General features: G+C 30.8%; 13 protein-coding genes. 10 read left to right on the top strand and 3 right to left on the bottom strand.

Annotation, left to right across the window (positions count from 1 at the left end; all coding sequences use genetic code 11):
* The first annotated feature begins 235 nt into the window (after nucleotides 1–235).
* Genes ACU4C5_RS09445 through ACU4C5_RS09430 form a run of 4 tightly spaced genes read left to right on the top strand, consistent with a single transcriptional unit; the run spans nucleotide 236 to nucleotide 4091 of the window.
* Nucleotides 236–1051 (top strand): 2,3,4,5-tetrahydropyridine-2,6-dicarboxylate N-succinyltransferase, encoded by an 816-nt coding sequence (locus tag ACU4C5_RS09445; RefSeq protein WP_446843962.1) that lies wholly within the window; start codon nucleotides 236–238, stop codon nucleotides 1049–1051.
* Nucleotides 1052–1092: 41 nt separating this feature from the next.
* Nucleotides 1093–2007, top strand: a complete 915-nt coding sequence (locus tag ACU4C5_RS09440; RefSeq protein WP_446843961.1) for an ATP-grasp fold amidoligase family protein — start codon at nucleotides 1093–1095, stop codon at nucleotides 2005–2007.
* A gap of 48 nt (nucleotides 2008–2055) precedes the next feature.
* Nucleotides 2056–2994, top strand: coding sequence for a stealth family protein (locus tag ACU4C5_RS09435; RefSeq protein ID WP_446843960.1), 939 nt, complete (start codon nucleotides 2056–2058; stop codon nucleotides 2992–2994).
* 17 nt (nucleotides 2995–3011) lie between these two features.
* Nucleotides 3012–4091 carry a glycosyltransferase family protein gene (locus tag ACU4C5_RS09430; RefSeq protein ID WP_446843959.1) on the top strand — a complete coding sequence of 360 codons (1080 nt, stop codon included), beginning with the start codon at nucleotides 3012–3014 and terminating at the stop codon, nucleotides 4089–4091.
* A 12-nt stretch (nucleotides 4092–4103) separates the two neighbouring features.
* On the opposite strand, the gene ACU4C5_RS09425 is transcribed toward ACU4C5_RS09430, so the two are convergent.
* Nucleotides 4104–4928 carry a glycosyltransferase family 2 protein gene (locus tag ACU4C5_RS09425; protein ID WP_446843958.1) on the bottom strand — a complete coding sequence of 275 codons (825 nt, stop codon included), beginning with the start codon at nucleotides 4926–4928 and terminating at the stop codon, nucleotides 4104–4106.
* 42 nt (nucleotides 4929–4970) lie between these two features.
* Between ACU4C5_RS09425 and ACU4C5_RS09420 the strand changes: the two genes are divergently transcribed.
* The gene (locus ACU4C5_RS09420; RefSeq protein WP_446843957.1) at nucleotides 4971–5738 is read left to right on the top strand and encodes a glycosyltransferase family 2 protein; all 768 of its coding nucleotides are present in this window, start codon (nucleotides 4971–4973) and stop codon (nucleotides 5736–5738) included.
* Here ACU4C5_RS09420 and ACU4C5_RS09415 read toward each other — a convergent pair.
* Nucleotides 5733–6482, bottom strand: a complete 750-nt coding sequence (locus ACU4C5_RS09415; protein WP_446843956.1) for a lipopolysaccharide kinase InaA family protein — start codon at nucleotides 6480–6482, stop codon at nucleotides 5733–5735. The two genes, ACU4C5_RS09420 and ACU4C5_RS09415, sit on opposite strands and share 6 nt — an antisense overlap.
* Nucleotides 6483–6532: 50 nt before the next feature.
* Here ACU4C5_RS09415 and ACU4C5_RS09410 point away from each other — a divergent pair, with 50 nt between their 5' ends.
* The 5 genes from ACU4C5_RS09410 (at nucleotide 6533) to ACU4C5_RS09390 (ending at nucleotide 11409) form a co-directional block, all read left to right on the top strand.
* Nucleotides 6533–7099, top strand: coding sequence for an L-threonylcarbamoyladenylate synthase (locus ACU4C5_RS09410; protein WP_446843955.1), 567 nt, complete (start codon nucleotides 6533–6535; stop codon nucleotides 7097–7099).
* A 66-nt stretch (nucleotides 7100–7165) separates the two neighbouring features.
* Nucleotides 7166–8578 carry a CCA tRNA nucleotidyltransferase gene (locus ACU4C5_RS09405; RefSeq protein ID WP_446843954.1) on the top strand — a complete coding sequence of 471 codons (1413 nt, stop codon included), beginning with the start codon at nucleotides 7166–7168 and terminating at the stop codon, nucleotides 8576–8578.
* A gap of 8 nt (nucleotides 8579–8586) precedes the next feature.
* A complete protein-coding gene (locus ACU4C5_RS09400) occupies nucleotides 8587–9612 on the top strand; it encodes a COX15/CtaA family protein (protein ID WP_446843953.1) in 1026 nt (341 codons plus the stop codon).
* A 31-nt stretch (nucleotides 9613–9643) separates the two neighbouring features.
* On the top strand, nucleotides 9644–10162 hold the full coding sequence (locus ACU4C5_RS09395) for an IS1096 element passenger TnpR family protein (RefSeq protein ID WP_446843952.1): 519 nt from the start codon (nucleotides 9644–9646) through the stop codon (nucleotides 10160–10162).
* A gap of 290 nt (nucleotides 10163–10452) precedes the next feature.
* Nucleotides 10453–11409 carry a hypothetical protein gene (locus ACU4C5_RS09390; protein ID WP_446843951.1) on the top strand — a complete coding sequence of 319 codons (957 nt, stop codon included), beginning with the start codon at nucleotides 10453–10455 and terminating at the stop codon, nucleotides 11407–11409.
* A gap of 51 nt (nucleotides 11410–11460) precedes the next feature.
* On the opposite strand, the gene ACU4C5_RS09385 is transcribed toward ACU4C5_RS09390, so the two are convergent.
* Nucleotides 11461–12522, bottom strand: a complete 1062-nt coding sequence (locus ACU4C5_RS09385; protein ID WP_446843950.1) for a hypothetical protein — start codon at nucleotides 12520–12522, stop codon at nucleotides 11461–11463.
* Between the last annotated feature and the right edge of the window lie 51 nt (nucleotides 12523–12573).

Genomic DNA, 12573 nt, shown 5'->3' with positions numbered 1-12573 from the left:
AAAAAAAACTCCTCCATAGTAGATACTTGGAAGAGTTTATCAATTAGCTATTAATTAATTAATGACATTAATTTACCCTCTACCTTAAATTAAATCACTTCTTAATACTTATAAGACACTCGCTTTTTAAAAAAGTCACATTTTTTATTAAAAAAATTACAACACTCTTTTTCTATCTTCCTTTTTATGTCTCAACAGATAAAACTATATTTGTTAAAAATCCAGATTAAGAGAAATGACAGAATTACAACAACAAATAGAACAAGCTTGGGAGGATAGGAGTTTATTATCTAACCAAACAACTATAGATAGCATAAGAAAAGTAGTTAACTTATTAGATGAAGGTACACTTAGAGTTGCTGAACCTACTGAAGATGGTTGGCAAGTTAACGAATGGGTAAAAAAAGCCGTAGTATTATATTTCCCTATTCAACAAATGGAAACATTAGAAGTTGGTATTTTTGAATATCACGATAAAATTCCATTAAAAAGAGGTTATGCCGAAAAAGGAATTCGCGTTGTACCTAATGCTGTTGCAAGACATGGTGCATATATTTCGGCAGGTACAATTTTAATGCCTAGCTACGTAAATATTGGTGCTTATGTTGATGAAGGTACCATGGTTGATACTTGGGCAACTGTAGGAAGTTGTGCACAGATTGGTAAAAATGTTCATCTTTCAGGTGGTGTAGGAATTGGTGGTGTTTTAGAGCCATTACAAGCTGCTCCAGTCATTATTGAAGATAATGCTTTTATTGGTAGTAGATGTATTGTTGTTGAAGGTGTAAGAGTTGAAAAAGAAGCTGTACTTGGTGCAGGGGTTACTTTAACTATGAGTACTAAAATTATTGACGTTACAGGAGACGAACCTATTGAGTATAAAGGACGTGTTCCTGCACGCTCTGTAGTTATTCCTGGAAGTTATGCTAAACAATTTCCTGCCGGAACTTACAACGTACCATGTGCAATTATTATTGGTAAACGTAAAGAAAGTACCAACAAAAAAACATCACTTAATGATGCTTTAAGAGAGCATAATGTTGCTGTTTAATACACTTTTTATTCTGATAGTTAAAAAAAAATATTAAAGTAATGCTTAAAAAAATTCATAAATTCGGTTTAAGAACGCTAAGAAAAATGCGCTATTTACCACCAAAGTTTTACGCTCACATTTTATATGAATACTATACAGGTAAAAAATTAAATCTAGACAACCCTAAGGAGTTTAATGAAAAAATGCAGTGGTATAAAGTATTTTACCACCCACCTATTTTAACTCAATTAGTAGATAAATATGCTGTAAGAAGTTATGTTGAAGACAAAATAGGCGCACAATACTTAAACACCCTTTTTAAGGTATATAACAGTCCTGAAGAAGTACTTTATGATGAATTACCAGAAAGCTTTATAATAAAAGCAACACATTCTAGTAGTCATAATCTTATTGTAAATGATAAAAGCAAGGTTAACAAAGTAGCTCCTGTTAAATTATTTAAAAAATGGCTGAGTATAAACCAATACTATCGTACAGGACAAGAGTGGGCGTACAAAAATGTACAACCACGCCTTATTGCTGAAAAATTATTGACAGAAAAAGGAAGAGAATCACTTATTGATTATAAATTTTATTGCTTTGATGGTGTTGCTAAATTTTTAGAAGTACACCTAGATCGTGCACATGATCATAAAAGAGCATTTTATGATTTAAATTTTAACAAACTTCCTTTTAGAAATGTTTCTGAAAAGAAAAGCATTAATTCTGAAATAGAAAAACCTTCTAATTTAGATGAAATGATACGTTTATCTGAAATATTAGCCGGAAAATTACCGTTTGTAAGAGTAGATTTCTATTCTATAAAAGGACAATCAATTTTTGGGGAAATGACTTTTTATCCTTCTGATGGTAGAAAAGATTTTATCCCAGATGAATATAATAAAATAATTGGTGACTATTTTACATTACCAAAATTAGAAAAAAATCAAAAGGAAATTACGACAATAAATTAAATATAAAAAGAATTTAAAACCCCGTAATTTCCTTTTGAATCGTATACTATGACAGAAAATAATACAGCACCAATAGACGCCGTAATTTTATGGGTAGATGGAGATGATGAAAATCATAAACAAAAAATTCTACCTTATATTGAAGACAAAGCGAAACTTCAAAATAAAAAATTTAGAACACGTTACGACCAAGTAAATGAAATTCAATACACCATTGATTCTATTTTAAAATACGCGTCATACATTAGAAATATTTACATTGTAACTGATAATCAAACGCCTCGTTTTTTAACCGAAAATGGAGCTAAAGACACTTACAAAAATGTAACTATTGTAGATCATAGTGTTGTATTTTCTGGTTACGAGCAATACTTACCTGTTTTTAATTGTCGCCCAATTGAAACTTGTATTTACCGTATTCCTAATCTTGCAGAACATTTTATATATCTTAACGATGATTTCTTTTTAATTAACGAAACAAAACCTAGTGATTTCTTCCAAAACGGATTTCCAGTTTTAAGAGGAAAATGGTTAAAATTTGATAAAGATATCTTTTATAAAAAGTTAAAAAAACCACGTGTTGGACATAAAACAATTCAGCAAAAAGCAGCTCAACTAGCAGGGTTTAATAAATATTACAATTTTAAACATACACCCCACCCGCTAAGGAAATCGACTTTTGAAAATTATTTTAAAAACAACGAAAACGTACTCATCGATAACATAAAACATAAATTCAGAAACACAACTCAGTTTACACCACAAGGTTTAGCTAACCATTTGGAAATAAAACAAAAAACCTGTGTCTTTAAAGATGATTTGCAATTATTGTATTTTAGATCTTATAAAAAGCATTTACTTTGGTATAAGTACAAATTTAACACCAAATCTAAAGGGAAACTCTTTTTAGGATTACAAAGTTTAGACCTCTGCCCGCAACCCATTCAAGAATTTATTCTGAAATGGTTATTAAAACGCGTAAAATAAATAATACAATAAGCATAATGCAATACAAGTTTTTAATATACATATCATACAGTTATGCTGTGCCAATTGGAGCGCCATTAGAAGCTGAAATAAAACGTAGAGGTTATGAGGTAAAATGGTTTAGCGATTTAGAAGAGGGTAAAGTTGCTTTACAAAAAAAGCAAAATGTAATTGATACTATTAAAGATGTTGTAAGCTATGAACCGCATATTGTTTTAGCCGCAACTAATGATGTTCCAGATTTTATTTCGGGAATTAAAGTTCAGATTTTTCACGGTTTTAATGCACAAAAAAGACCTGAAGCAAAAAACAGTTTTTCTCATTTTAGAATTCGTGGTTTCTTTGATTTATACTGTACGCAAGGTCCAACTACAACTGTTGGTTTTAAAAAACAACAAGAACTTTACCCCCATTTTGAAGTTATTGAAACAGGATGGAGTAAAGTAGATCCATTATTCCCTATTGAAGACAAGAAAAAAGAAAGTATTCCAACTGTTATGATCGCTTCTACTTTTACCGAACGTTTAAGTTTAGCACATAATGATTCTGTTTTTAATAAAATAAAAGTGCTTTCAACTACTGGTAAATATAATTTCAAGTTGGTTTTACACCCCAAAATGCCAAAAGAAATTGTTACGAAATGGCAAACATTAACAGGACCATATTTTACGTTTTACGACACTACAGATTTGATCCCTTTATTTAAACAATCCGATATTTTATTTGCAGACACTACATCAGCAATACAAGAATTTTTACTTCAGCAGAAACCTGTGGTGACTTTTAACCACACCTTTAAGCACAATTATTTAATTGATATAAATGATGCTAACCTTATTGAATCTGCTTTTACCCAGGCACTTTCAAACCCTGAAAATCTATTAAAAAACATAACCACATTTATTAATAATTTACATCCTTATTTTGACGGAAAATCTAGCGAGCGTGTTATTGATGGCACAATTAAATTTTTACACGCAGATAAATCTTATTTAAAAGCTAAACCATTAAATTTAATTAGAAAGTTCAAAATAAGAAAGCGTCTTAAATTTTATACTTTTAAAAGTTACAGAAAGCCACTTACTATAAAAGAATAACACTTGTAAGTTTTAACTATTTTGTTTAATTCCAAAATTTGTAAAAGTAGCTTTTAAGCGTTTAGTTTCCTTTCTAATACTATTGTTTTTTGCCATTGCTGCTTCATTTTTGTAAGGACGTTCATGAAATAAATGTAAACAAATAGCACTATACCTAATTTGCTTAAAAGTAATATGAGCATGTTTTAAACGCTCACCAATTTCTCTATCTTCTCCCCCATATTGCATACGCTCATCAAAACCGTTAACAGCAATAATATGTTGTTTCCATCCAGAAACATTCATCCCATCAAAAGTGGCTTTTGTAGGTGTAAATGTATTTAAAAACCAAGATTTAAAGCCCTGAGACGTAAGTTTATTGGTTTTAAATGTTTTTTTAAGTCCTTTATTAAGCAACCAATTTAAACTAAAACATGATTGAGTTATAATATCTTTTTGAGTTATTTCTTCTGAAATTGAGGCATTCAACTTAAAATACCCACCTGAAAGAAAGCAGTTTTTAGCACTTAATTTTAAATGTGTTGCCACGAAATCATTACGAGGAATACAATCGCCATCTGTAAAAATCAAATAATCAGATTGCGTTTTTAAAATTGCTTTATTTAATATTTTTGTTTTCTGAAATCCATCATCCTCCTGCCAAACATGTTGTATCGCTAATTTTGATGTTAACATAAAATCATCAATAACAGCTTTTGTGACACTTGTAGAACCGTCATCTGCAATAATAATTTCAAAATGATTTTCGGTTTGATTTTCGTAACCCCAAAGCACTTTTTTCAACCATTCTGGTTGATTGTATGTACTAATAATTACCGATGCTTTGTATATGCTCATTACAACAAAAATAACTATTTTTACACAATCTCAATTCAGAACATGATTAAATTATCTGGTGTTATAATAACTTTTAATGAAGAACGAAGCATTGAAAAATGTATTCAATCTTTACTTCCCGTTGTTGACGAAATTGTAGTTGTTGATTCTTTTTCAACAGATAAAACAAAAGCAATTTGTGAAGCTTACAATGTGGTTTTTATTGAACAGAAATTCCTCGGTTATATTGAGCAAAAAAACTTCGCACTACAACAAGCTTCCAATAATTATATTGTATCTCTTGATGGTGACGAAGCGCTTTCTGAAGAACTACAACAGTCTATTTTAGATGTTAAAACCAATTGGAAATTCAACAGTTATTACAGTAATAGGTTTAATAATTTTTGCGGACAATGGATTAAGCATTCCGATTGGTATCCTAATAAAAAAGCACGTGTTTTTGATAGACGCAAAGCACAATGGCGAGGTATAAACCCTCACGACAATGTGGTTTTAAATACAAAAACAGACAAAGCAGGATATTTAAAAGGAGATATTTTACACTGGACGTATCAAACCTATTCTGAGTTTAATTTAAAAACAGAACATTTTTCTAGTATCGCCGCCAAAGCTTATTTTAATTTGGGAAAAAAAGCACCAATTTGGAAAATACTTTTCAATCCTACTTGGGCCTTTTTTAAAGCTTATTTTTTAAGATTAGGATTTTTAGATGGTCTTAATGGGTTTATTATTTGCGTACAAACTGCAAACATTACCTTTTTAAAATACACCAAATTGAGAGCCTTAATTCAGCAAGAAAACCAACTATAATTTTAGTTTCTTTTTCAATTCTTTTTTCCTTTCATATTTGGTTCTAAAATCTACAACACCTTTCCACATGGCTGTAAAAACGGTATCATAATCTTTACCAATACATTTAGCATACTCATCACTCATCACCTCTACCATTGGTTTATATTTTGATAGTCGTGCAAAATTTTGCATGCGGGTTTCAAAATCTAAAGTCCCAAAATTCATTCGGTTTAAATCCACTAAAAAAAACTCATAGCTGTCGCCTTTTTTCTTAATTAATGTATTCCCTGGAGAGTGATCTAAAAACTGAATTCCATTTTCATGTAACTTATAAGTAAACCGTGTAAATGCACGAAGAATATTATCGTAATCCGGATAATTAAAATCATTAATAAGCTCTCTGTAAGTTAAATCACACTCTAAATGCTCACTTACATAATAGCTTTTCTTAAACAAAAATAAGGTTGTACTTTCAAAATAAGCAATAGGATTTGGCGTACCAATCCCTAACTCTTTCAGTTTAGAAGCATATGCAAAAGAGCGTTCAGCTTTACTTTTTCTAAAAAACTTATAGGCAATTTGATTAAATATATTAGGGATTTTAAACGCCTTTACGTTTACTTTCTTCCCGTTTAAATCAAAAAGTTTAATGGTATTTCTAGCCGCTTTTCCAAACTGTTCACCAGAAGTCGCGAAATTTGATATAAAATCACTTACTTTACTCGCTTGATCTTTATAAGATATATGAAACTCATTCTTCATAGCACAATATTACAACTTTTCTTATTTTTGTATACTATGTTTTTTAAATTATGTCAATCTCAGAAGAAGTAAAACAGACTATTAAAGCCTTAAAAAAAGGGCAACTTATACTCTATCCAACTGATACCGTTTGGGGAATTGGTTGTGATGCTACTAATGCCGATGCTGTAAAAAAAGTTTATCAACTTAAGCAACGTATTGATAGTAAGGCACTAATTTGCTTGGTAGCCGATGAGCATATGCTTAAAAAATATATTCCTCAAGTTCCAGATGCTGCTTTTGATATTCTAGCTTACGCGGAAACACCTACCACAGTAATTTACAATAATCCCATAGATTTAGCTAGTAATTTGGTGGCTACAGATCATACAATTGCTATACGAGTTCCTGATGATGAATTTTGCCATCAATTGCTACAACATTTTGACACACCAATTGTATCAACATCAGCAAATATTAGCGGTAAACCAACACCAAATTCCTTTAAAGAAATAAGTGATGATATTTTAAAAGGTGTAGACTATGTTGTAAATTTGCACCAAGATAAAAAAGGCTCAAAACCATCGTCTATTATTAAACTAGATCATGACGGAACGCAAACAATTATCCGCAAATAGTATACATTTTAAAAATTCCAAAATCCAATAACCTAAATAGTAATTGGTGCTTGAAATTAAAGACCTATGAAGTTAGAACAAGCATTACAAAACAATATATTTAAAATTATTTCTAAATCTGCTAAAGAACTTGAGCTCGACGCTTATGTAATTGGAGGATTTGTTCGTGATTTTCTACTAAAAAGACCTTCAAAAAAAGATATTGATATTGTTGCCGTTGGAAGCGGAATTTTACTCGCTAAACAAGTGGCTAAAAACCTTCCAAACACACCTAAAGTACAAGTATTTAAAACCTACGGAACCGCAATGTTACGCTACGAAGGGGTTGATATTGAATTTGTAGGTGCCAGAAAAGAAAGCTATAATGAAGACAGTAGAAATCCTATTGTTGAAGATGGCACACTTGAGGACGATCAAAACCGAAGAGATTTCACCATAAATGCGCTAGCATTGCAACTTAACGAAGCACATTTTGGAAAACTTTTAGATCCTTTTAACGGCGTTGAAGATTTAAAAAACAAAATTCTTCGTACGCCTTTAAATCCAGATATTACATACAATGACGATCCATTACGTATGATGCGTGCTATTCGTTTTGCTACACAATTAGGATTTAAAATTGAAGACGAATCGCTTAATGCTATTACAAGAAATAAACATCGTATTAAGATTATTACAAACGAACGTATTGTTGTTGAGTTAAATAAAATTTTAGAAAGCGACGTACCTTCTGTAGGATTTTTATTACTTCAGAAAACAGGATTACTCCCTTACCTTTTACCAGAACTTACAGCCCTAAAAGGGATTGATGAAGTAGAAGGACAAACACATAAAGATAATTTTTATCACACCTTAGAAGTGGTTGATAATATTGCCAAACATACCGATAACGTTTGGTTACGTTGGGCAGCTTTATTACACGATATAGGAAAAGCACCTACAAAACGATTTAGTAAAAAAGTAGGTTGGACATTTCATGCACATGAATTGGAAGGTTCAAAAATGGTATATCATTTATTTAAGCGTTTAAAAATGCCACTAAATGACAAAATGAAATTTGTACAAAAAATGGTATTTATGAGTTCGCGACCAATTGTACTTGCTAATGCCGAAGTTACAGACTCAGCTGTAAGACGTTTAGTTTTTGATGCTGGTGATTTTGTTGAAGATTTAATGACACTTTGTGAAGCAGATATTACCACTAAAAATCCAAAGAAATTCAATAAATATCATAACAACTTTAAAATTGTTAGAGCAAAAATAATTGAAGTTGAAGAACGCGATCAGGTACGTAATTTTCAACCACCAATTTCTGGCGAACAAATTATGGAAGCCTTTAATATTAAACCTTCAAAAGAAATTGGAATGATTAAAGAGCATATTAAAGAAGCTATTTTAGAAGGAATTATCCCTAATGAACATGATGCTGCTTATGAATTAATGCTTGTAAAAGGACAAAAATTAGGGTTGACTAAATAGAATAACATATGAAAGCGCAATTTAACAACATCGCAAAAATCACGTTAGTATTAACGTATTTTGTAATTATTGCAGGAGCAGTTGTAAGAATGACAGGATCCGGAATGGGATGTCCAGATTGGCCAAAATGTTTTGGATATTACATACCTCCTACCGAGCAACAACAGTTAGAATGGCACCCCAACCAAGAATATCATAAAGGGCAAGTTATTATTGTAGATGAAGCGCTTGAAGTTGCTAAAACCAATTTTATAGCAACAGATACTTTTGCAAAAACAAACTGGGATACCTATACAAAACATGATTATGCAGAGTTTAACCCACTACATACTTGGGTAGAATATATTAACCGTTTATTTGGTGCACTTGCAGGATTAGCAACTATAGTTTTAGCTTTTGCTTCACTTAAATACCGCAAAGAAAAAGTATTAATTCCTATATTATCATTCTTAATTTTATTTGGAATGGGTTTTCAGGCTTGGTTAGGAAAAACAGTAGTAGACTCTAACTTATCACCATATAAAATTACTGTTCACATGGTAATGGCACTTCTTATTGTAGCTGCCATATTGTATGTCATTTATAAGACTAAAACACAAAACAAAACCGTTGTTTACAATACTACTTTCACTAAAATATTAATTATTGCATCGGTACTTACACTTATTCAAATTACAATAGGTACGCAAGTACGTCAGTTTATTGATCAACAAATAAAACTTTTAGGTGATCAAAATACGGCGCTTTGGTTAAACAATCCAACAGTATCATTTTATATTCACCGTTCATTTTCAATAATAGTATTGGCCATAAACGGATATTTATTTTTTCAGTATAAAAAATTAAAGCTTAATTATAATAAACTCAATTGGGTAATTGTATTATTAATTGCTGAAGTTATTTCTGGAATTGCCATGGCTAATTTTAGCTTTCCATTTGGTACACAGAGCTTACATTTAGTTTTAGCTAGTATTTTATTCGGAATACAATTTTACTTAATTTTAGAAGCTGTAAACGCTAAAAACAACCGATAAACTTTGTAACTTTGCATTTTTAAACAGGATTATGATTTACAGATTTAGAATAATATTAGACAACGATACCGAAGATGATGTGTTTCGCGATTTAGAAATTCGTGAAGGAGATACGCTTGAAGACTTACACAACATTATCACACAATCTTTTGGATTTGACGGCTCTGAAATGGCCTCTTTTTACATGAGTAACGAAGCTTGGGAACAAGGAGAAGAAATTTCGCTTTTTGATATGAGTGAAGGGATGAACTCTGTAAAATTAATGAGCAAAACCAAAATTAATGAGGTAGTACACGAAGCGCAAACAAAAATGATTTACGTGTACGATTTTATGAGTATGTGGACATTTTTTGTTGAACTTGCCGAAATTGTTGAAGTTGCCGAAGGTACAGATTACCCAAACCTTATGTTTGTAAATGGGCAAGTACCAGATGACGCTCCAGATAAAACTTTTGAAGCTGAAAGTTTTGATGACGAGTTTAGTGAGTTTGAAGATGACCTTGATATTGACGATTATGATAATTTGGATTTTGATGAAAACTGGAATTAACTTGCATTAATACGTCACAATATATATTTAAAAAGCATCCTTTATCAGGATGCTTTTTTTATGTTTTATATTTTCTAAACACATAATTATAAAACGTTTTAAAATGAATGCTAATTTTCCTTTAAGTTAGAATAAACACTATAAAATTAACAAGTTAAATAGTTATAAAATCATCCTTTTTTTAAAGATAAATATACCTTCTGAAATATTAAAACAAAAGATAGTCTGTTTCTAAACGCAACCTTTCACGCTGTTTATCATCTTATTAAAAAACCAATACATCTTTTATTATGAAAAAACAATCATTTATTACCTACGTAGCAATTACTTTTTTTAGTTTATTATTAGTCAATTGTATTAGTGACGACGACAATACGCCAAGTGTAGCAGCAGATAGTTATGGCTCAGTATCTGAATTAGTAGAAAGTTTAAAACCCACGGCCCAAACCTTTACTTTAGATCCTACAATAGCCCAAACTATTACAGGAACCAAAGGAACTGTTATTGAAATTGGTCCAGATACTTTTGCTGGTAATGATGGGATGACACTTACAGAACCAATTATAGCATCATTAAAAGAATATTTAAGTCTTGAAGATATGATTTTAGGAAACGTTCAAACAGAGTCTAACGGACAATTATTAATCACTGGAGGAAGTTATGATTTAACTTTTAAAGACGAAAACGGAGACAATATTAATGTAAACAATTGGAATATTCAATCAAAAATCCCAGTTGAAACAGATATTACAGGTTATGAAAACGACATGCAATATTATTCTGGAGATACTACAACTATTGATAATAGAGAGGTTGTAAATTGGGATTTAGGACAAGCAGAAGCTTGGATGAGTGATGGAATTTTTAATATCCTAGGCGCTGAACAAGGTTTATCAAATTGTGATGCACTTTATAGTATGGCTGGAGAAAATGGAACTCAATTTGAAGTGACAGTTCCTGGAGTTACTGATTACTCAAACACAACAGTTTGGTTAATTATTGAAGATTTTCCTTCAGTAGTTATGGTGTATACACTTAATGATACAGAGGACGCTTTAACAACATACAATGCTTCAATTCCTATGGGATTAAATGCAACATTAGTTGCTATAACTATTGATGAAGATAATTATTTAAGTTTTGGAAGTTTAGCAATTACCGTTAGTGGTGATGACATCTTTAGCGTTCCTGTAAATTATGGTACCACTGCAGAATTAGTTAGTCTTGTGGGATCATTAACTAATTAGTAGTAACTTTTATATCCTAAAAAAAGCATCCCATTTGAGGATGCTTTTTTTTTATAAAATATTATTGATGTTTACAGTTTCGTAATTTCGCTTTACAAAATCGAGGGCATTTCTCATGATGTCTCCCATATTTTCACTTTTCCTAAATTCCATATCTAAAGTAAAATCATAAATCTGTTCTCTTAGCATATGAATATGCGCTTCGGTTGAGAGTTGATCTTCGTCCATACAAGCTAAAAGTTTAGCCACACGTTTATGAAAACTAATCATACGTCTTACAATAATAGAACGTTCTTCAATTTTATATTGATCAATAGATTCTATATTAATTTTTTCTTTCACCAATTCAACCATGGTTAAGTTTTCTTTAAAAAACTGAGGTCTGTACACATTAAATTTTCCTTCGTAACATTGTTGATCAAAATCAATCGCTCTAATTTTATAAATTACATTATCAAAATCATGAGTAGGAACAATCACATAATTGTAAGAACGCATATCTCCTAAAAGTCTAATCATACAACGTTCATTAAACTTCACAAACTCTTTAGCTATTTGTGATTTTTCTAAAGGCGTACATTTTGGCAACATACTTTTTATAAATTCATCCCCAGGTATTCCTGCAATATGCTCTTCAATTAAAGTGTCTTTATACACTAAAAAATTCATGTAGTAAGGCGATAACATATGCTCAAACTCCAAACCATAAATACGAGAAGCATCTGCTTTTTTTACATAAAAATAAGTATAGTTATCATTTAATATATTTCTAACTTTTATTCGGAAGGGTTTTGAGTTTCCGAAGGTGCAAAAATCTACAGCATCAATATTTAAGTTTTTAAATATCGCTTCGGTTCCATCTGAAATAAGCATTGAATACACACGTTTTAAGCTAAAATCTATCTCTTGCCGCTCAAATTCATTATAAAAAACACGCAACCATAAAGTATCATTATCATCTTTATCATATACCTCAACAGCACCTTGAAAACGCAATAAATCATCATAAAAAATAGGCAATCGTATATTTCTATTATACTCCTGCAAATAGTTATGTAACTTATTTGTAATAGGATATGAGGGTTTCTTTTTTGAAATTTTTAAATCTTGCATGAGTCTGTTATCAGATTTCAATATAATATTTTAATAAAACAAATATTCATG

The sequence above is a fragment of the Lacinutrix undariae genome, from assembly GCF_052934785.1.
The sequence above is the reverse complement of the archived record's forward strand: the minus strand, read 5'-3'. Positions and strand labels throughout refer to the sequence as shown.

What these genes read in the sequence shown, in the direction of transcription:
- ACU4C5_RS09430 (WP_446843959.1), top strand. Translation starts at nt 3,012, where the DNA reads ATGCAATACAAGTTTTTAATATACATATCATACAGTTATGCTGTGCCA.
- ACU4C5_RS09395 (WP_446843952.1), top strand. Translation starts at nt 9,644, where the DNA reads ATGATTTACAGATTTAGAATAATATTAGACAACGATACCGAAGATGAT.
- ACU4C5_RS09440 (WP_446843961.1), top strand. Translation starts at nt 1,093, where the DNA reads ATGCTTAAAAAAATTCATAAATTCGGTTTAAGAACGCTAAGAAAAATG.
- ACU4C5_RS09425 (WP_446843958.1), bottom strand. Translation starts at nt 4,928, where the DNA reads ATGAGCATATACAAAGCATCGGTAATTATTAGTACATACAATCAACCA.
- ACU4C5_RS09385 (WP_446843950.1), bottom strand. Translation starts at nt 12,522, where the DNA reads ATGCAAGATTTAAAAATTTCAAAAAAGAAACCCTCATATCCTATTACA.
- ACU4C5_RS09415 (WP_446843956.1), bottom strand. Translation starts at nt 6,482, where the DNA reads ATGAAGAATGAGTTTCATATATCTTATAAAGATCAAGCGAGTAAAGTA.
- ACU4C5_RS09410 (WP_446843955.1), top strand. Translation starts at nt 6,533, where the DNA reads ATGTCAATCTCAGAAGAAGTAAAACAGACTATTAAAGCCTTAAAAAAA.
- ACU4C5_RS09405 (WP_446843954.1), top strand. Translation starts at nt 7,166, where the DNA reads ATGAAGTTAGAACAAGCATTACAAAACAATATATTTAAAATTATTTCT.
- ACU4C5_RS09445 (WP_446843962.1), top strand. Translation starts at nt 236, where the DNA reads ATGACAGAATTACAACAACAAATAGAACAAGCTTGGGAGGATAGGAGT.
- ACU4C5_RS09420 (WP_446843957.1), top strand. Translation starts at nt 4,971, where the DNA reads ATGATTAAATTATCTGGTGTTATAATAACTTTTAATGAAGAACGAAGC.
- ACU4C5_RS09400 (WP_446843953.1), top strand. Translation starts at nt 8,587, where the DNA reads ATGAAAGCGCAATTTAACAACATCGCAAAAATCACGTTAGTATTAACG.
- ACU4C5_RS09435 (WP_446843960.1), top strand. Translation starts at nt 2,056, where the DNA reads ATGACAGAAAATAATACAGCACCAATAGACGCCGTAATTTTATGGGTA.
- ACU4C5_RS09390 (WP_446843951.1), top strand. Translation starts at nt 10,453, where the DNA reads ATGAAAAAACAATCATTTATTACCTACGTAGCAATTACTTTTTTTAGT.